10 protein-coding genes are annotated in these 20,072 nt (G+C 68.5%); 5 read left to right on the top strand and 5 right to left on the bottom strand.

Features of this window, described 5'->3' with window-relative positions; translation table 11 throughout:
* Positions 1-276 precede the first annotated feature (276 nt).
* The 3 genes from WME82_RS49630 to WME82_RS49620 all read left to right on the top strand — a co-directional run bounded on the left by WME82_RS49630 (position 277) and on the right by WME82_RS49620 (position 6,541).
* Positions 277-3,234: a TonB-dependent receptor domain-containing protein gene (locus tag WME82_RS49630; RefSeq protein WP_438041039.1), complete on the top strand. Its 2,958-nt coding sequence runs from the start codon at positions 277-279 to the stop codon at positions 3,232-3,234.
* An 850-nt stretch (positions 3,235-4,084) separates the two neighbouring features.
* Positions 4,085-5,596 (top strand): flavin monoamine oxidase family protein, encoded by a 1,512-nt coding sequence (locus WME82_RS49625; RefSeq protein WP_438041038.1) that lies wholly within the window; start codon positions 4,085-4,087, stop codon positions 5,594-5,596.
* Positions 5,597-5,680: 84 nt separating this feature from the next.
* Positions 5,681-6,541 (top strand): carbon-nitrogen hydrolase family protein, encoded by an 861-nt coding sequence (locus WME82_RS49620; RefSeq protein WP_438041037.1) that lies wholly within the window; start codon positions 5,681-5,683, stop codon positions 6,539-6,541.
* A gap of 134 nt (positions 6,542-6,675) precedes the next feature.
* On the opposite strand, the gene speB is transcribed toward WME82_RS49620, so the two are convergent.
* The 5 genes from speB to WME82_RS49595 all read right to left on the bottom strand — a co-directional run bounded on the left by speB (position 6,676) and on the right by WME82_RS49595 (position 17,387).
* The gene (gene speB / locus WME82_RS49615; protein ID WP_438041036.1) at positions 6,676-7,656 is read right to left on the bottom strand and encodes an agmatinase; all 981 of its coding nucleotides are present in this window, start codon (positions 7,654-7,656) and stop codon (positions 6,676-6,678) included.
* 355 nt (positions 7,657-8,011) lie between these two features.
* Complete coding sequence (locus WME82_RS49610) at positions 8,012-9,127, bottom strand: polyamine ABC transporter substrate-binding protein (protein WP_438041035.1); 1,116 nt, start codon at positions 9,125-9,127, stop codon at positions 8,012-8,014.
* Positions 9,128-9,787: 660 nt separating this feature from the next.
* Positions 9,788-12,004, bottom strand: coding sequence for a SulP family inorganic anion transporter (locus WME82_RS49605; RefSeq protein ID WP_438041034.1), 2,217 nt, complete (start codon positions 12,002-12,004; stop codon positions 9,788-9,790).
* 216 nt (positions 12,005-12,220) lie between these two features.
* Positions 12,221-15,307 (bottom strand): AAA family ATPase, encoded by a 3,087-nt coding sequence (locus WME82_RS49600; RefSeq protein ID WP_437743373.1) that lies wholly within the window; start codon positions 15,305-15,307, stop codon positions 12,221-12,223.
* Between the two features lie 412 nt (positions 15,308-15,719).
* A complete protein-coding gene (locus WME82_RS49595) occupies positions 15,720-17,387 on the bottom strand; it encodes a protein kinase domain-containing protein (RefSeq protein WP_438041033.1) in 1,668 nt (555 codons plus the stop codon).
* Between the two features lie 512 nt (positions 17,388-17,899).
* Between WME82_RS49595 and WME82_RS49590 the strand changes: the two genes are divergently transcribed.
* Positions 17,900-19,060, top strand: a complete 1,161-nt coding sequence (locus WME82_RS49590; protein ID WP_438034326.1) for a serine/threonine-protein kinase — start codon at positions 17,900-17,902, stop codon at positions 19,058-19,060.
* 25 nt (positions 19,061-19,085) lie between these two features.
* Entirely contained in the window at positions 19,086-20,072 is a 987-nt protein-coding gene (locus tag WME82_RS49585; RefSeq protein ID WP_438045014.1) for an NAD(P)H-quinone oxidoreductase, read from the top strand.

The raw sequence follows: 20,072 nt of genomic DNA, 5'->3' as shown, positions 1-20,072 counted from the left end.
GGCAATGCGGCTGTTTCGTCCCAAGCTCGCCGGGTTTTTGCGTGACGGCTGGACCCGGCGGACGGCGCTTTGCGCTCCACTTCGACCGTTGGGAATCGAGATCGAAAGATGAGCTTTCGTCGCTCCGCACTCCTACTCATACTCGTAGCACTCCTCACATTCTCCGGTCGGCCTGCCTGGGCGGATGATCTGGCCGATGAGGCCGATCTGCACTTCAGGATCGCCACGGAGCGCTATTCGGCGCGTGACTACCGGGGCGCCCTGGAGCACTTCCTGGTGTCGAACCGGCTTGTCCCGAACCGAAACGTCATCTTCAACATCGCCCGAACTTACGAGGCTCTCCAGGAGTATCCAGACGCATTTCGCTACTACGTTCAGGCGCTCGATCTCGAGCCCAACGCCGCGCGCAGGCCGGCCATCGAGGAGGCGCTCGCGCGCATCCGGCCCAACGTCGCCGTCATCAACGTGACGACGGACCCGCCCGGAGCGACGGTGTACATCAACCGCCGCGATCTCGGCGGCCGCGGCAACACGCCCCGCCTCCTCGGCTTCCAGCCCGGCAAGCACAAGATCATCGTCGATCTCGAGGGTTACGAGCCGGCGGAGGTCGAGAACGTCGAGGCGAAGATCGGCGAGCAAACGAACGTCGCGGTCAAGCTGAAGCGCATCGTCGGGACGGTGCGCGTGGTCGGTGAGATGGCGGGCACGACGGTGCGGGTCAACGACGCGAGCGGCCCCCCGGCGTGCACCGCGCCGTGCGATCTCACGCTGCCTCCTGGCCGGCACCGCCTCTACCTTTCGCAGGAGGGGTATCAGCCGTCGGAGCAGGACGTGAACGTGGCGGCCGCGAGCACGGTGACCGCGCGTTACCGGCTCAACCCGCTCACCGGCAGCCTCGTCGTCAACGCGGATGAGCGCGACGCGCTCGTCGAGGTCGACGGAAAGCCGATGGGCTTCACGCCCGCGGTCCTCAACGTGCAGAGCGGCCAGCGCCGCGTGCGCGTCTCGCTGCGCGGCTTCCGCCCGGTGGAGCAGACAGCGAACGTGGTGGCCGCACAGCAGACCCGGATCGACATCTCCCTCCGGCAGCTCGAGGAGGTCGAGGCCGCGTCGCGTACGGCGGAGGCCGTCGAGGACGCGCCCGGCTCGGTCACGATCATCTCGGGCCAGGAGCTCCGCGCGATGGGGTATCCGACGGTCGCCGAGGCCTTGAGGGGCATGCGCGGCGTCTACACGACGTACGACGGCACCTACTCCTGGGTTGGCATCCGCGGGATCAGCATCCCTGGCGACTACAGCAACCGCGTGCTCGTGCTGCTCAACGGGCACTCGATCAACGACACCTGGGACGGCCTCGCCTTCGCCGATCAAGCCGCGCGCACCGACCTGGAGGACGTCGAGCGGATCGAGGTCGTCCGTGGCCCGGGCTCGCTGCTCTACGGTACGGGCGCGTTCGTCGGCGTCATCAACATCGTGACCAAGGGCCGCCCGACGTCGTTCGGCGCGGGCGTCGGCGTGGGCGCGGCGCAGCACGGCTTCATCCGCGGCCGCGCCCAGGCGCAGGTGCCCTTCGGGCGCGACTCCGGCATGTGGCTGTCGGTCGCCGGCGGCCACGGCCAAGGGCGAGACTACTTCCTGCCGATCACGCCCGGACTCGATGAGCAGTGGAAGAACAAGGACGCCAACGCCCGCGACGCCGACCACTTCAATGTCGGGACGGTCCAGGGGCGGCTCTGGTACAAGTCCCTCTCGGCGCAGGTGTTCTACAACGAGCGCAGGAAGGCGCTCCCGAGCGGCGCCAACAAGACCGTCGTCGGCGACGACAGGACGTTTTACCGCGACAGGCGCGGGTTCGCCGAGGTCACGTTCGCGCCGCGGATCTCGGACGTCTTCTCGACGGTCACCCGCGTGGCCTACGACATCCAGTTTTATGACGACACGCTGTGGCTGGCGAACGACAGCACCGGCCTCAGGATCTCCGATGTCGAGCAGTACCAGGACATGTTCTTGCTCGCGGATCAGCGATTCGAGATCACCCCGTTTCCACAGCTGAAGGTCACCGTGGGCGTCGAGGGCCAGATGCACTTCGTCGGCCGGCAGCGCATCGAGGAGACCGTCTGCGTCCCCGACCAACCCTGCACCGACTCGCTCATCCTCCCCGTCCCGGTCGAGAGACAGGACGTTGACCAGGATGGTAACGTTGAGGCGCCTGCTGCTGGCGCCAGCAGCGATGACGATGATGATCTCGACAACGACGGCATGATCAACAAGGATGATGTCGCCATCTTCAATGCGCGAGATGACGGTCTGTTCGACGCGCACCCTTACCAGATCCTCGCCGGCTACGGCGTCGTCGACTTCGTCCCGTCCGATCGCGTCCGCATCTCCGCGGGTGCTCGTATCGACTATTACAACTATAGCAGTGACGAGCCTGAGAAGAAGCTCAGCTTCAACTCCGGGATCAGCCCGCGTATCGCGCTCGTCGTCAAGCCCTACGAAGGGGGCAACCTGAAGGTGACCGGCGGCCGCGCGTTCCGCGCTCCGCCCATCTACGAGCTCTTCCTGCAGGTGCCCGCAAGCAACTTTGCCCCGGGGTACAATCCGGCGGAGTCGGAGGAAGAGCGGATCGGTCCCGAGAGCGTGCTCTCGGGAGAGGTCGAGTTCACGCACCGGCTCTCGTCCACGCTCTCCCTGCTCGGCGCGGGGTACGTGAACTACATGACCGACATGATCGCGCAGACCGGCGACTTCACGGAGGCTGTGCCGGGAAGGTACGACAACACCAAGGAGCCGATCCTCGTGCTGGGCGCGGAGGCCGAGCTGCGCCGCGAGTGGCGCCAGGGCTGGATGGCCTCTGTCTCCTACTCCTATTCACGGGCGCGGTACCTCGATAAAGGAGACGTCGACGATGTGCTCAAGAAGGTGCCCAACTCGCCGGAGCATATGGCCGCCGTCAAGGGGACCGTGCCGCTGTTCGGAAAGGCCCTGATGCTGTCGACGCGCCTCACCGTCGAGTCGCCGCGCATCGACAAGACCCTGACGGAGACCGACCCCGCGGTGATCTGGGACGTCGTCCTCTCCGGTCAGACGGACGTGGCCGGCCTCCGCTACAACATGGGCGTCTACAACGTCGCCGACTGGGAGTACGAGGCCCCCATCTCGCCCCAGTTCACGGCGACCAGGATGCCCCAGGCAGGCCGCACCTTCCTCCTCTCTGCCAACCTGAACTTCTGATCATCGCGCGGCCGTCCTGGCCGCGCGCGCTCTCCACCTCACGGCCATCACCTCTCGGCGCTCCGCCCCCGCGCCGCCCCGCTCGACCGCGGCGCAGGGCGGGCAGCGCAGCGCGCAGCCTCGCGCCCCGCGGCCATCGAGCGGCGTCGCCCTGGCGGCCTCATCCATTCCAGGCGTGGCGCAAGCCACAGCTGCGGTACCGTTCCGCTCTGGCAGGAGCTCCACCGCTGCACGCGGTTCGCGCCACGCTCGAATTCAGCGTCTCGCGTGAACTCAGCGCCTGGGCCGGCCTCGCGTGTCATGCAGCGCTCTCGTGTGTTTCCTTGCCCGACGCAAATCGTGCGCCGTGGCGCAAATCACGCACGTTCCTCCGCAATCCACGATCGAGGCGCGATGGTGTGGGGCGGTGCGTTCGCTTCATGGCCGTCGCCGGAAACGCTGCGATCTGACGGCGCGCGGCCGCGCGCTGCGCGCCACGTGTCACGCGCCACGTAACCAGGTGACCACATCATCGGACGCCCGCACACTCTTGTGACAATCCGCGCGGTCATGATTTTGCTTGAAAGCAAAACATCGCTTGTCCATCATGGTCACTCGTGAATATCCGCTCCTCGACCTCGGATCACGCGACGCACGGCGCGCGCGGTCCGGAGCGACGGCGGAACGACGGGCGCGCCGCTCGGCGGAGCGCGCCGCGAATGGGAGCGATCAGGAGAGCGATGGGCGCCGATTTTCGCGCCGAACCGTAGGCCACGAGGGGAGCGCGCGTCGGGTCTGCCACCCGCGGCGCGCCGTCTCAACGGCGTTTTTGCCAACCTGACGATCGTCAGCCAGCCCGAGCAAGAGGTCCATGTTGCCCGACCGCCCGATCGATGTTCCCGAGCAGCCGTTCGCTTCCGTCTACGACCGGCGTCGCCTCGCGGCCGCAGGGGAGATGTTGCCACAGATGTGGGACACCCTACCTGAGTGGCCGAGCGTCGGCGGCGGACGCCGTGTCATCGTGCTCGGCGGCGGGATTTCAGGGCTGTGCACCGCATGGTCGCTGCGGAAGGCCGGGTTCGACCCGATCATCCTCGAGCGGAATGACCGTGTGGGCGGCCGCTTTTACACGCTCCGGAACCACTTCGGCGACCAGTACGCCGAGCTCGGCGTCACCCGGATCGCCGACACCCACGTCCTCACGCTCGCCTATGCGCGCCACTTCGGGCTGGAGATCCTCGAGTATCCGCTCGACGCGACGCAGCTGTACTACGTCATGGGCCATCGCTTCCTGAGCACCTCGCGGGGCAAAGCGCACTATCCTGCCGACTTTCCGCTCTCTCCGGAAGAGAGGGACATCGACGCGGAGTCCCTCAACCTGCAGCTCGCGGCGAAGGCGTTCTCGGTGATCGGCGACCCGCGGGACACGCAGTGGCCACCGGCCACCGTCCGCAAGGACTTCTCGGGCGAGACGTTCTACCGCAGCCTGGATCGGACCGGGGCCTCGCACGCCGCGAGGGAGATCTGCCGCGCGTACGAGGGGACGGAGATCGAGATGTTCAGCGGCCTCGCCTGGTCGGCGAACCAGCGGCTCGACGCCAAGTGGTTCCACACCTACGCGATCGCCGGCGGGAACGACCGGCTGACCACCGCGTTCGCCGACGATCTCGGCGATCGCATCCTCAAGGGGGCCCATGTGCAGCGGGTGATCTCCCGCGAGGACGGCGTGACCGTCGAGTTCCTCAGGAACGGGGACCCCGAGACGATCGAGGGCGACTTCGTTGTGTGCGCGCTCCCCCACCGCATCCTGCTCGAGGTCGCGTTCGACCCGCCGCTCTCCGGCCCCAAGCACCGCGCCGCGTCGGAGATCCCGATGTTCACCGTCACGCGCCTCAACTTCCAGTTCTCGCACCGGTTCTGGGCGGATGAGGGCATCATCGGGCTGCTCGCGGCCTGCACGACCACGCCCATCGAGCGCCTGTGGGACCTGACCTCGCTCCAGTCCGGCTCCTCGGGCATCCTCACGGCGTACGTGCAGGACCGCAACGCCGCGGCGCTCGACGAGCTGCCCACCGCGGCCGATCGCATCGAGTTCGGGCTCAAGACGATGGAGTCGTTCTTCCCGAACGCTCGGCAGTACTTCCAGAAGGGGCTGTCGTTCTCGTGGCACCACCAGCCGTACACGCGAGGCGGCTGGCCCGCGTACCGGCCCGATCAGACCGACCTGATCGCGGATCTCCAGCGCGGCGAGGGGCGAATCGTCTTCGCCGGCGATCACACGTGTCTCTACACGGGCTGGGCGCAGGGTGCCCTCGAGTCGGCGCACTTCGCCACGGCCGAGGTGATCGCGGCGGCTCGCGGGTCGATCGAGCCGACCACCTGAGCGAGCTCGCCAGGCGCCCCCCGGCGCGACGTTCACGACGCCCCTCGAACGCACGCCGCAGAGGGGGTGTATAACGTCGCTTGTATGGCTCGCCTCCTCCACGTCATCGGAGTCCAGTCCCGGCCCGTGCCCGGCGACCCTGCTGCGACGCTCGAGAAGCTCGAGCGCGAGGTGCAGACGCTGGGGGTCTCGTTCCCCGAGGCGCAGCTCTACCTCTTTCCCGAGCTGTGGCTCACGGGGGATCACCCGTTCCGCCACACCTCCCCGTCGCACGAGCTCGCCCAGCCGATCCCGGGGCCGCTCACCAGGCGGCTCGGCGCGATCGCGCGCAGGGCTGGGAGGTGGCTCTGCGCCGGGTCGATCTACGAGCGCGCGGGGGACAAGCTGCACAATACCGCGCTCGTCTTCTCGCCGAGCGGCAAGCTCGTCACCCGGTACCGCAAGCTCTATCCCTGGATGCCCTTCGAGACCTGTGCGCCGGGCGATGAGCCCGCGCCCGTGTTCGACATCCCGCGCGTCGGCCGGCTGGGGCTCATGATCTGCTACGATGGCTGGTATCCCGAGGTCGCGCGCGGCCTGGCGCTGCGCGGCGCCGAGGTGATCCTGCACCCGACGCTCACCACGACGCCGGATCGCGAGGAGGAGCTCGTGCTCGCCCGCGCCCGCGCGATCGAGAACCAGTGTTATGTGGTGAACGTCAATGCCGCGGTGGAGATCGGCGGCGGGCGCTCCATCGCGGTCGATCCCGAGGGCCGCGTCCTCTTCCTGGGGGGCTCCGGCGAGGAGTACCTCGGGGAGGTGCTCGATCTCGACCGCGTCCAGACGGTCCGCGCCCACGGCACGCGCGGGCTGAACCGGGTGCTCCGCCAGTTCACCGAAGACTCGCCAGAAGCGGTCTTCGCGCCATACCGAGCGCAGTCCCCCCGCCGCCGAACACGCTCGTAGACGCGACGCAGAGCGGCGGTCTCCCGCACAGGAGACGGGTCCAGATCGTCGTTTTCGGCGCGGAAGCGCACTCCTGTGCGCTGAGCACCGAAAACGACGAGATGGGCCCGTATCCGAAGCGGGTGACCGCCGCTCTAACGCCGCTCTCCCTCGGCCGGCTCCCTTGCTCTGGGCGCGCCAGGCCGGCACGCGAAGAGCCCGAGCCCCTCCTGCGCGATCGTCGCGCCAGCCAGCGCCGTGATTTCACCCACGTCGTACGCGGGCGCGACCTCCACGACGTCCATGCCGACGAGCGCGATGCCCTGGAGCCCCCGCAGGATCTCCAGCGCGACCGCGGTGGACATCCCCCCGCAGACCGGCGTGCCGGTGCCGGGCGCGAAGCTCGGGTCGAGGAAATCGATGTCGAACGTCAGGTAAACCTCGTGGTCCCCGACGATATTACGAACGTGCTCGATCACCGCCCTCGCGCCATGGCGATGAACCCAGGGCGCGTCGAGCACCTGGAAGCCGAGCGTATCGGCGTTGTAAGTGCGGAGCCCGATCTGCGCCGAGCGGCTGGGCTCCACGAGGCCCTCCTGCGCCGCGTGGAAGAACATGGTGCCGTGATCGACCCGACCCGATCCGACCTCGTCGCTCCACGTGTCGGAGTGAGCGTCGAAATGGATCAGCGAGAGCTTCCCGCGGCGCTTGGACACGGCGCGCAGGATCGGGTAGCTCACGAAGTGATCCCCCCCGATCGAGAGGGGCGTCACCCCGGCGTCGAGGATCCGGCCGATGTGCTCCTCGATGGCGACAGGGCTCTCCTCCGGACGCCCGTAATCCCAGACGCAGTCGCCATAGTCCACCACGGCGAGCCGGTCGAGCGGATCGAACTCGTAGCCGTAAGGGCGGTTCCACGCGAGGTGCGCCGAGGCCTCCCGCACCGCGCGCGGGCCGAAGCGCGTCCCTGGGCGGTTGCTGGTCGCCGTGTCGAGCGGGATGCCGGTGACCGCCACATCGACGCCAGTCAGGTCGCGCGTGTACTTGCGGCGCAGGAAGGAGAGCGCGCCGCTGTAGGTCGGCTCGCGCCGGACGCCATAGAGACTATCGGCCATGAACGCGTTGTCTACGACCATGCCTCTCGCGCGAGCCGTGGTCTTGGAGCGATGATCTTCCATGGAGGTCCTTACGTTCAGATCGACGCACTCCACCTCGAAGCGCCGGGCGCACCGGGCGCGGTGCGCTCCGGTGGCAGCGAGCTACGCCGTGCGCTCCAGCCGGGCTCGTCGCGCACGCGTCGGGGACGCGCCGGCGAGACGAGCGCCGCGCCAGCGGGACACGTCGGTGGCAACGAAGCATTCAGCCTTGCCAGGGGCTCCACGCAGCGGCCCTGATTCCAGCTCGGGCGTGCGCTCGACACCGGCGCGTCGCGCAGGATGGGCATCGGCGTGATCGGAGGCTGAGCACCTCGTTGGCGCCATCGCCTCGCGGTCAGTTCGATTTCACGGCCGCCCAGACCTCGTCGTAGAGCTTGGCCGCCTCGCCGAGATCGCGATGGTGCTCCAGGCGGCTCGCCTGGTCGCCCGTCGGATAGATGAGCTGGTTCGTGCGGTCCTCCACCGGCAGCTTGGCCTGCGCGGCGCTGTTCGGGGTCGCGTACTTCGTCATCATCGAGAGCTGCGCGCCGCCGTCGGGGGTCAGCATGTGATTGATGAACTTGTGAGCCAGCTCGGGGTGGGGCGACTTGGTGGGCACGGTCATCACGTCGACCCAGATCACGGAACCTTCCTTCGGAATGACGAGGGCGAGGCGATCCTTGTCCTCCCAGACCACCTTCTGCGCGTCCCCGTTCCAGACGACCGCCATGTCGACGGAGCCGCCCTTCACGTCCTGCGTCGCGCCGATGCCGCCCTTGAAGCCGAGGCACTTCGGGTTGCTCTTGGCCTCCTTGAGGATGCGCCCGGCCTCCCGGATCTCTTCAGGCTTCGACGTGTTGCTGGAAAATCCCTTGTACTTCAGCGCCGCGCCGACCATGTCGCGCATCTCGTCGATCAGCACGAACGTGCCCGGCGTCTTCTGGGCGTCGAAGAGCACGCCCCACGTCGGATCCATGTTGGGGATCTTCTTCTTGTTGTAGATGATCGCGACAGTGCCCCACTGGTAAGGGATAGAATACTTGTTGCCCTCGTCGAAGTTCGGGCCCGAGAACCGCGACTCGAGGTTCTTCAGGTTGGGGAGCTGGGCGTGATCCAGGGGGCGGATGAGCCCGCGCCGCGCGAGCCGCCCGCTGGCGTGCGCCGCCATCACGACGACATCGTACTGCGCGTCGGCGCCCGCATAGGCGAGCTTGCTCTCCATCTCCTCGGTGGAGTCGTAGATCGTGAGCCGCAGACGGGCGTTGTTCTGCGTCTCGAAGTCCTTGATGCTCTTGTCATCCAGGTAGTTCGGGAAGATGAGGACGCTGAGCTCGGAGGGCTGAGCCGCAGCTTCCTTGGTGCCCGACTCTGCACGTCCTTCAGCAGGAGCCTTATCTTTGCCGCAGGCGGCGACCGATAGGACACCCAACAGAATGGCTAGTACCATCAGGGGGCGACGTTGAGTTTTCATAAGTTGTCCTTTCTCCAGCTGCTCAAGGCGGACAGGCCTGCGGGTGTTCGCTGGCGCGATGCTGGCCTCTGGGGTCTCCGGAAACGCCAACCAGCGGAGCGCGTCTGCGGACCGAGGCCCCCATCGGCCGGTAGGACGCGCGGGATGCCGGGCAGCCCCGGCCGCAACCCTATGGACCGTGGATTGCAAGCGCGCGTCCCCTTGTCAAGGAAAATGTGTTGCGCGGTAAGCAACACGACTGGCCTTCTCATTCGGAGCGAAACCACGACTGTTCGCAAGCTTAGGCGAATCGTACATTCCGTGGCTCTGAATCCGAAAGAGATCGTCGAAATTGCATTCAAATGTGTGTTCGCCGCGCATCCACGCGCATCCAAGATAGCGTCTACACGAGATTGTTCTCCCCCAGGTGAAACGGCGCGCGGCACGGCAATGCGTGTTTCGACGCTACCGGAACACAGGACCGCAATGCTCGCGGGCTGCGCTCGGTGGTCGTGCGCGATCGGATCTGCGGGAGCCAGGTGCTCGCGCGTGCAGCATTGAAGAGCGGGCACGCCGGCTCCCCGGCGCGCGGCGCGCACCGGCGGGAGGCGTACTGCCGTCGCACCATGCTGCAAGCGAGTCTCCACGGGAACGCAACGCTCCAGGCCGGACCGATCGAGTCTAGTTGAACAGCGCTTTCACGGGCGACGTCGCGTGCACGATCCTCTTGGCCAGCAGCGTGACCACGAAGTGGTGGAAGGCCGCAGCCAGCTCGGGCGCCTCCGCCGTCATTCGCTGCAGCGCCTCCTCCGAGAGCCGGTAGAGCGTGGACTTCTGGCTGGCGGTGACCGTCGCCGACCGCTTCTCTCCCATGTAGAGCCCGGACTCGCCCACGACCGACCCCGGCCCCATCGTGCGGAGCCGCTTCTCCTTCTTTCCGTCGATCTCGGCCCAGGCCGTGAGCTCCCCGTTCTCGATGAGGTAGAGGTCCTTCGAGATATCTCCGGCCCGGAACAGATCGAACCCAGCCGGAAGCTCCACGCGCTCGAGGTAGTCCTTGAAACGTAGCATTTCCGGGCGACCGCCGAACACATCCTGGAGATCGTAGAACAGCATCGGAGGCGGCAGCATGCTGGGCGGCGCGTCTGCGATGATCTCCTTCTCACACGCCTCGAGACCTCGATCGATATCCGGGTAGAGCAGGGAGACCTCGTCGCCTTCGGCCAGGAAGACCTCACCCCGCTCGAGGTGATTGCGGATGTCCTCACGCACCGCCGTGAAAATGAGCTTGACGCCGTTCGACTTGGCGAGCCTGCGGAGCCGGAGGAAGCTCGCGATGGCGGACGAGTCGATGCCGTTGACGTGGAGGAAGTCGAGCAGCAGGTAACGCGGCCTCTCGTCCTCGTCGCTCTGGATGCGCTGCTGGGCGGTCGAGAGCAGGTTGTACGCCGTCCCGAAGAAGATATACCCCTGGAGCTGGAGCACGTAGAGCTGCTTGCCGCGCGCCGTCAGGGTCTCCAGCTCGCCCTCGCTGCGAGCGACGTTGCTGCGCAGGTGGACCCCGGTGATGGCGTTGCGCACCACCTCGATGCGGCTGTAGCTGAGCGCGAAGAGGATGAACGAGACGCCGAGCCCCACGCCGATGCCGACAAGGAAGCCCCGGACGGCGACGACAAGGAGGATCACCACGATGACGAAGTACTCGATGCGCCGCAGCCGGAACCAGCCCTCGTAGAGCGTGTTGATGAGGAAGTGGAACCCGAGATACGCGATCAGGCCCCCGAGGACGGGCCGCGGGAAGTACAGGATGGCGTCGGCGCCGACGAAGAGCACGATGCAGCTGATAGCCGCCGCAACCAGCCCCGAGACGCGGCTGTTCGAGCCGGCCTTGTAGCTCATCGACGACTCGGCCAGCGACAGGTAGCCGACCATGCCGCCAAAGAGGCCCGTGACGATGTTCGCGACGCCCGTGGCCCGCAGCTCGCGGTCGAGATCGATCTCCTGCTCCGTCGCGAGCTCGACGCCTGACGCGCTGAGCAGCACGGTGATGGCGGCCATGATCATCACGGCGGCGACGTTGCCCGCGCTGCTGAACAGGACCGACCAGTCCACCTTCGCGAGGTCCGAGGCCCCGATCGGCGGCCAGAGCGACGCGGTCGGGAACGGACCAAGGAGCCAGCCACCCTCGAGCACCTGCTGCACGCTGACGCCGGCGAGGCCCAGCGAGACGTAGAACACAACGATCGAGCCCCCGAGCAGCACGGGGAGGAGCAGGAGCGACGAGAACCGGCGCAGCACCACGAGGAGCAGGACGCCGAACACGAGGCCCGGCAGGACCCGCTTCAAGAGCTCCGGATCCATCACCACGGTCGGAAAAATGTCGAGCGTCGATGGCTGCCCGGACATCACCGAGATCGAGCCCTGGAGGAGGAGCCAACCGGCGCCTGCGATGAAGCCGCCGGCGACGGGGTACGGGATGAAGCGGACCAGGATGCCGAGCCGTAAGAGCCCGAGCAGCAGGAAGAAGCCGCCTGCGACCACGGAGGTGATCGCGATGGCGGCCACGACCGTCGGGAACGGGCTCGCCGCCGGGTCCTTCTGCGCGATGGCCGTCGTGATCGCCGCCGCCATCGAGGCGAGAATGACGGCGGCGTCCTCCTGCGGCGCGGCGATCACCGGCTTGTAGGAGCTGAGGAGAGACACGATCACGCCGACGATGACGGAGCTGATCAGGATGATGCCGATCCCTCTCGAGAGGTATTCGGCGAGCCCGTGGTTGAAGATCAGCGCGCCAAGAGAGATATCGAACGAGACGACCAGCGTCCCCGAGACCATTCCGGCGATCACGGCGGGCACGAGCTTGGAAGGCTTCGCCTTCTCAAGGAGCTCCTCGTTCAACAGCGCAGGTGACTCCTTTGTTGCCTGTCGTGTCATGCTCTTGGGAGACCTCGTGATCGATTGTCAGCGGAATTCGCAGGGCGGCGAGGGCCGGGGCGCGCCGGCGCCGCGCGGGCCGGCGGGGCCTCTGCACCGCGATCTAGGGAACGTGCGACGACGTCGGACGACGGGGTCGCCTTCGCGTGGGCGGAGCGCACGGCAGCGTCCCCCACCGGCTCAAGAGGCCCCCAGCTCACGCTCGATGGCAGCGGCCTGCTCCTGCAGAGCCTCCGCCTCGCCGAGGTGGCCGCTCAGCCGGTGCAGCTTCGCGAACTCCCCGAGGAGCCTCGCCTCCTCGCGCCGGTTCCCGATCTGCCGCTCGACCGTGATCGCGCGCGAGTAGAGCGTGCGAGCGGCGTCGTACCGGCCCTGGACGGCGTAGGCCATCCCGAGGCTCGCGAGCGTGAGCCCCTCGGCCGGCAGGTTGCCCGCCTCGCGCGCGGCGCGCAGCCCCTCTTCCCAGTAGGTGCGCGCGTCGTCCGGCTGCTGCATCGCCCAGTGCGTGCGGCCGAGGCCGAGGAAGCCGAGCGCCTCGGACCCGCGGTCGCCGAGCTTCTGGGCGTCGGTGAGCACGCGGATGTGCTCCTGCCGCGCCTCCTGGTACCGCCCCCTCGCCTCGAGGACGTCGCGGGCGAACTCGTAGCGCACGACGACGCTCTCGGGCGTCGGCTCCGGCGAGAGCTTGAAGTAGACGCGGTAGAGGCGTGTCGCCTCCTCGTGGGCGTAGCGCGCCGCCGCCTTGCGGGCGCCCGCGAGGAAGTAGCGGCGCGCGTGGTCCACCTTGCCCGCGCGGCGCCAGTGGCGGCCGAGCGCGACGAGCTGGTCCTCGAGGTCATCGCCGTAGAGGCTCTCGATCGCCTCGGCCGCGAGCCGGTGGAGCTCCTGGAGCCGCGCGCGGGACTGCATCTCGTAGGCCGCGTTGCGGAGGAGCGCGTTGCTGAACTGGAAGCGCCGCTCCGTCATCTGCGACCAGATGCACTGCGCCTCGCCGATGCGCACGTGCTCCTCGAGCACGGAGGCGTCGGGGAGCATCAGCGCGAGCACCCGCAGGTCGAACTCGCGCCCGAGGACGGCCGCGGCGACGATCGTCTGCTTCACCTTCGCGTCGAGCCGGTCGAGGCGCGAGATGAGCAGGCTGTTCACGTTCTTCGGCGGCATGAACGTGTTCGAGATCGAGATGGAGCTCGAGCTCGAGCCGTAGCGCCCGTCCTCGAGCCAGTAGGCGAGGATCTCCTGCGCGAAGAACGGGTTGCCGCCGGCCGTCTCGCAGAGGAGCGTCGCGAGCATGTCCGGCATCGGGCCGCCGAAGAACGGGACCGCGAGCGCGAGGAGCTGCTCGCGCGGCAGCGGCTTCAGCTCGATCACGTTCTCGGAGATGCCCGGGTCGAGCGGGATGCGGACGGGGGTGCCGTCGTCCTTGCGCCGCGTCGTACAGATGATCGCGATGGGCAGCCCCCGGCACGCGCGCGCGATCACGCGCACCGCCTCGAGCGAGTCCTCGTCGGCCCAGTGCGCGTCCTCGAGGTGCAGGATCACCGGCTGGAGCGACGCTTCGGCGAGGAAGACGAAGCTCAGCGCCGAGAGCGTGCTCGTGTACCGGAGCTTCGGGTGCAGGCGCTCGTACGGCGAGTCCTCCCACCGGATGCCGATGAGCGCGGCGAACACCGAGCGCGCGCGATCGAGCTCGCGCTTCAGCGCGGCCTGGCTCTCGGGCAGGCGCTCGAGGAGGTACTCGAACGCGTCGTCGAAGTTCGTGAGCTTCTCTTCCTTGCCGAGCGCGGAGGACTCCCAGAAGTACTCCTTCAGCGCGAACTCGAACGCGTTCAGCGAGCTCTGGAGCGTCTGGTCGCAGCGCGCGTCGATCCACAGGAAGGGCCGGTCGCTCTGGTGCTCCTCGCACCGGTGGCGGAAGCGCTGCACGAGGTAGCTCTTCCCGAGCCCCGGCTCGCCGTCGATGTACGTGATCCCGGCCGGCTTGCCCTCGAAGATCGGCCCGACGTAGCGCACGAGCTGCTCGATCTCCGCCTCGCGGCCGATGAGGCCGAGGTCGTAGAACTCCTTCTGGACCGAGATGCGGCGGCGCTCCAGCGAGTAGACGAGGATGGGCAGATCGAAGCCCTTGAACCGGAAGATGTTCTCCGTCGTCCACTGGTAGCTCGTCTCACCGGCGCGGAAGACCTGCTCGTCGGCCCAGATCGCCGACCAGGGGGCCTTCGCGACGAGGCGCGCGGCGAGGTTCGTCGCGCGGCCGATGCACGCGAACTCGTGGCGCTCGGTGCCGCCGTTGAAGCCGGCGTACCGGACGTCGCGCGTGATCCCCGCGCGGAGGCGCATCTGCCGGAGGCCGCGCTTCTTCAGCTCCAGCGCGAAGTCGAGCGCGCGATCGTTGTCGTTCTCGTGGGTGATCGGGGCGCCGAAGTGGATCAGCGCGGCGATGCCGAGATCGCCCGCGTCGATGCCCGTGAACGTGCCGCCGTAGAGCTCGGAGAGCTCGTGCAGGAGGCGCGTGAGCTCCGCGAAGCTCGGGATCTGCTCGAACGAGAGGAAGACGCTCGTGACGTTGCGGAACTCGCCCTCCGGGGGCATGTCGGCGACGCCCCTCGCCACGAACGCGGTGCCCTCGCCGCGCGGCGGGTTCCTCGGGACCTGCGGCATCCTGGGCGCCGGCACGTCGCCGAGCTTGTAGACGCCCTCGCCGTGGTACTTCGCGCTCGCGGGCGGGATGCGATCGCAGAGCGCGCGGTCGAGGAGGATGTCGCCCTTCAGCGCTTGCCGCTCGATCGCGACGCACGCGGCGAGCGCCTGCCCGTGGAAGTGGTAGTACGCGCGCTCCGGGGAGATGCGGACGATACCCCACTCGACCGAGCCCCACGCGAGCCCCATCCGGAACGAGAACGGGAAGCTGCCGAAGGGCGTGTCGCGCTCGGGGTGCTCAGCGAACAGGTCGCGCATCGCGAGCGCCGCGCCGAGCACGTACTCCGCGACCTTGCGGTCCGGCGTGTCCTGGAACAGCGCCGTGAACGCGTCGCCCGCGAAGTTCGTGATGAAGCCCCCGGCGTGGTGGACAGCGGCGATGAGCGGGTCGAAGTAGTACCGGAGCGTGCCGGCGAGCGTCTCCGCGCCCGCGCGGCCGTGCTGCATCAGCTTCTCCGTGAGCTCGGTGAAGCCGGGGATGTCGATCATCAGCACCGCCCCCGTGAAGCTGCCCTCGGTGTTGCCGAGAGCGTCTTGCTGGATGATGAAGTCGGGGACGAGCGGGTTCATTTCCTTGCTCCTCAGCAACGGATCCCGCTTGGAATCGGCCTGGGAAGCGCGTCTGCGGGACGCAGAGCCTGGAGTCTACTGCCGGCGGGAACGGATGAATACCGGGATCTTCGATCGATCGTTCGGGCGGTCAGCGCGGCCTGGGTTCGCCGCTGGATTTGACGTTCGCCGCGCTGCACGGGCTGAGCGTGCGCGTGTTCGTGCGCGCGTTCGTGCGCGTACATTTGCGCATGTTCCGGAGAATGCGGCACATCGTCTCCTTCACCGTCACCGTGCGCGCCGCGCGGGGGGTGCCCGCCGACGGAAAGCCTGGAACAAGGTGCCTCCACGTCGGCGAGGACATCCGCCCAGAGCGGCCGCGCGGTGAAGACAGACGGGGAGACGACGATGTGGTGTGTGTGGCGCTGGAGGGTCATCGTTCGATCTGGATATCCAGCGGCCGAGGAGAAGGAGGCGGGGGCGGAGCGTCGGGGGCGGGCGCGGGCCTGGGGGCCGGCCGGCCAGAGTACGGGCGAGGCGCCGGGGCGGCCGGGGGCGGCGTCGGCGCTGCAGGCGTGCTCGTCGGCGCGGCGGCCTGCTTCGTGAGCGTGGCGACCAGGCGCACGGACTGATCGGAGGGGCCCTGGACGATCGAGTACGGCTCGTACCCCTCGTGGCGCACGGTCAACCGGCGCGGGTTGGCGCGCACGGAGCTGTTCGAGAGCGACAGCTGGAGCGGCGTGTTCCCGAGCGGCTTGCCGTCTTCCAGCACCTCGGCGCCGGACGGCATGGACTCGACCATCAGCACGAACGACCCGACGTCGGCGGGCGGCGGCGCGACCTGCGGCTTCTCCGGTTGCGCGGCGGCCGGCGCCGGCGGCGGCTCGCCGGAGCGCATCTGCGACATCGCGACCCCGATGCCCGCGACGGCGAGGACGCCCACCGCGACGAGCACGATGCCCTTTCGGCCCTGCGGCGCCGCGTCGGCCGGGCGCGAGGCGGCGCCGAGCGAGGCGTCGTCCACCTGCGAGGTCGTGGCGCCGGACGTCGACGTGGGCGACGACGAGCTGGCGGGGATCGCCGTCATCACGCGCACGGGCGGCATCGGCGTCGGCATCCTGCCGGTGCCGGTGGAGTCCATGGTCACGAGGCCCGTCGAGCCGAACGCCGGGGACAGGCCCATCGCCTGCGCGCACTCGCCGAGCCCGCGGATGAGGGCCTCCATGTTGGCGGGTCGGCCGTCCGGTTCCTTCGACAGGCAGCGCAGCACGAACGCCTCGAGCGGCTCGGGCACGTCGGCCTCGGGGTTGCGCTCCTTCATCCGCGGGACGGGCTGCTGCAGGTGGGCGATCAGGATCTGGACCGAGTTCTGCGCCTCGAACGGGACCTTCCCGCAGAGCATCTGGTAGAGGATCACGCCCAGCGAGTACACGTCCGTCCGCAGATCGACCTTGCCGTGCGAGATCTGCTCCGGCGACATGAAGCGCGGGGAGCCGAGGAACGAGCCCTGCTGCGTGAGCTCCTCCGAGTCGTCCGCGAGCACCTTCACGAGGCCGAAATCGAGGATCTTGACGAGCTCTCCGGTGTCCTCGCCGGGGACGAGCATGACGTTCGACGGCTTCAGATCGCGGTGCACCACGCCGTGCTTGTGCGCCTCGCGCAGCCCGCGGGCGATCTGCCGGGCGATGCCCATCGAGTCGGGCGCCGAGAGGCGGCCGGCCTTGCGCAGCCGCCGGAAGAGCGTCTCGCCCTCGAGGAACTCCATGGCCATGAAGTACCGCTCGGGCTCCATGTTCTCGACTCGGCCGTAGTCGAAGACCGTGACGATGTTCGGGTGCTGGAGCCTGGCGAGGATGCTCGCCTCGAGGAAGAAGCGCTTATGAAAGTTGGGGTCGATCTGATTCGATGAGTTCGTGGGCGTCAGGACCTTGATCGCGACCTGCCGCTCGAGGGCGATCTGCTCGCCGCGATAGATGACGCCCATGCCGCCCGTCGCGAGGAGGGAGTGGATCTTGAACTTCTGATTCAAGACCTTTCCCAGCAGCGGATCGGACTCACCGCTGGCCGAGGCACCGTCCGAAAGCTTCTCCGCCGTGCTCATGGCCTCTGTCTCTTTCCCCTTCCCATCCCGCTGGCCCCCACTGCTGGCAGTCGGGGAAAGCGTACCCCGAGCCCGTCACGCGCTGCCCAACGCTCGACTTACGTTCGATTTACGTACTGGTTTACGTACTGGCTTACGTGCTGGTCAACGTTCAGGTCGACGTACCGCCTTACGTTTCGTCTTACGTTCCGGATTACGTTTCGCCTTACGTTTCGTCTTACGTTCGGATGCAAATTCTGGTACCCGCCCCGCTGCGGTACCTCTCGCGCTCGTCGGGTTGGTTTTCGGACCGGCTGCGGCACGTTTGAGCTCAGCCTACCGTAAGCCGCGAGCCGATCCAACCCAGCTGCTGAAGATGACATGGGTTGGCTACCCAACCACACGCTGTGGGCGTGCCCCCCCAGCCGGGACGCTCGCTCCCTGAACGAGCTTGCTGCATGGGCGGATGTACCCGTACTCTGACCGGGTCCCCGATGCCGCCGCAGCACTTCATCCGATGCCAGGCGTGCGGGTTGCCGCACCCGTCGGACACCGAGAGGTGCCCGGTGCACGGCACGGCGCTCACGCCGAGCGTCGCCCCGCCCTCCTCGACGCGGGTACCGCCGACGAGCAGGGGCGAGTCGGGGTGGCCGGTGGACGGGCCGCTGCCGCCCGATATCGATCCCGATCAGCCGCGGCCGACGAAGGAGGCGCCGCTCGTCGGCCGCCTGCTGCACGACCGCTACCGCATCCTCGGCGTCATCGCCAAGGGCGGGATGGGGATGGTCTACGACGCGATCCACATCGGCCTGCGGCGCCGGGTCGCGATCAAGACGCTCCGCGGCCAGTACGCTCAGAGCAAGACGGCCATCGCGCGCTTTCACAACGAGGCCGCTGTCGCCGGCCGCTTCGGCCATCCGAACATCGTCGAGGTCTACGATCTTGGCGTGCTCGACGACGGCACGCCCTACCTCGTGATGGAGCGTCTCGAGGGCGAGACCATCACCGAGCGGCTCGCGCGCGAGCGCCCCATGCCCATTCCCGTCGTGCTGGACGTGGCCGTCCAGGTGCTCAGCGCGCTCGTCGTCACGCACACCGAGGGCATCCTCCACCGCGATCTCAAGCCGGACAACATCTGCCTCGTCGGCGGCGACCGCGGCCCGCTCACCGTGAAGGTGCTCGATTTCGGCGTCGCCGAGGCGTTCAACACGGGGGTGGCGCCGTCGATCCTCGTGTCGATGGCCGCCGCGGGGAGCCACGCCATCGCCGGCACGCCCGCGTTCATGGCCCCGGAGCAGGCGCAGGGCGTCCGCGATCTCGACGCGCGCGCGGACCTCTACTCGGTGGGCATGCTGCTCTACGTGATGCTCACCGGGCAGCTGCCGTTCAAGGCGCCGACGGCCGCCGCCCTGCTCGCGGAGATCCAGCGCGTGAAGCCGATCCGCCCGCGCATGCTGCGGCCCGAGGTGCCCCACTCGCTCGACGTCGCGACGATGCGCGCGCTCGCGCTCGACCGCGAGGAGCGCTTCCCGAGCGCGGCCTCGATGATGGACGCCCTCGAGCAGGTGCAGATCGAGGCGGCGATCGGCGGCAACGCGCCGGCCGAGCCGGAGAAGGAGCCGGCCGATCCGGACTCCGAGAAGGTGGAATACTTCTACCGGAAGAGCGTGCTCCCGCCGCCCATGGAAGAATGAACGGGGCGTGAGCAGCACATTGAAGATGCGCGCCGTCGTCATCCGCGAGCCGGGCGGGCCGGAGGTCCTCGAGGTGCGCGAGGTCGATGCGCCCGAGGTGCCCGACGGGCACGTGCGCGTCGCCGTCCGCTTCGCCGGGGTGAACCGCGCCGATCTGCTCCAGCGGCTGGGCTTTTACCCGGCGCCGCCCGGCGCGCCGCAGGACGTGCCGGGGCTCGAGTACTCCGGCGTGGTCGAGGCCACGGGGAAGGGCGCGCGCCGCTTCGCGCCGGGCGATCGCGTCTTCGGCCTCCTCGCGGGCGGCGCCTACGCCGAGCGGGTCGTCGCGCACGAGCGCGAGGTCGCGCCGGTGCCGGACGGGCTCACGGACGAGGAGGCGGCGGCGGTCCCCGAGGCGTTCGTCACCGCCTACGACGCGCTCGTGACGCGCGCCCGGCTCGCGCCCGGCGAGCGCGCGCTGGTGCACGCGGTCGGCAGCGGCGTGGGCACGGCCGGCCTCCAGATCGCCCGCGCGCTCGGGTGCTTCGTCGTCGGGACGTCGCGCACGCAGGACAAGCTGGATCGCTGCCGCGAGCTCGGGCTGCACGCCGGGATCGCGACGTCGGGCGCGACGTTCGCGGACGAGGTGCTGAAGGCGACCGGAGGCGCGGGGGTCGACGTGGTCCTCGAGCTCGTCGGAGGCGCGTACGTCGGCGAGGACCTCAAGGCGTGCGCGCTGAAGGCCCGGATCGCGCTCGTCGGGCTGACGGCCGGCGCGTCCACGGAGCTCGATCTGCGCGAGCTCCTGCGGAAGCGCGTCGAGCTCTTCGGCACCGTGCTCCGCTCGCGCCCGCTCGAGGAGAAGATCGCGGCGGCGCAGGTGCTCGAGCGGAACATCTCCCCCTGGCTCGCGAGCCGCGCGGTGCGGCCGGTCGTGGACCGGGTCTTCCCGATCGGCGATGCCGCCGCAGCGCATATTTACGTCGCCAGCAACGCGTCGTTCGGGAAGGTGCTGCTCCAGCTCGGCGGGTGA

It is taken from the genome of Sorangium sp. So ce128 (assembly GCF_051525245.1).
Classification (GTDB): Bacteria; Myxococcota_A; Polyangia; order Polyangiales; family Polyangiaceae; genus Sorangium; species Sorangium cellulosum_B.
This window is presented reverse-complemented; position numbering and strand designations above follow the sequence as displayed.

Excerpts from the sequence above, each read along its gene's own strand:
- WME82_RS49585 (WP_438045014.1), top strand. The coding sequence starts at position 19,086 with ATGCGCGCCGTCGTCATCCGCGAGCCGGGCGGGCCGGAGGTCCTCGAG.
- WME82_RS49610 (WP_438041035.1), bottom strand. The coding sequence starts at position 9,127 with ATGAAAACTCAACGTCGCCCCCTGATGGTACTAGCCATTCTGTTGGGT.
- WME82_RS49625 (WP_438041038.1), top strand. The coding sequence starts at position 4,085 with ATGTTGCCCGACCGCCCGATCGATGTTCCCGAGCAGCCGTTCGCTTCC.
- WME82_RS49620 (WP_438041037.1), top strand. The coding sequence starts at position 5,681 with ATGGCTCGCCTCCTCCACGTCATCGGAGTCCAGTCCCGGCCCGTGCCC.
- speB (WP_438041036.1), bottom strand. The coding sequence starts at position 7,656 with ATGGTCGTAGACAACGCGTTCATGGCCGATAGTCTCTATGGCGTCCGG.
- WME82_RS49595 (WP_438041033.1), bottom strand. The coding sequence starts at position 17,387 with ATGAGCACGGCGGAGAAGCTTTCGGACGGTGCCTCGGCCAGCGGTGAG.
- WME82_RS49600 (WP_437743373.1), bottom strand. The coding sequence starts at position 15,307 with ATGAACCCGCTCGTCCCCGACTTCATCATCCAGCAAGACGCTCTCGGC.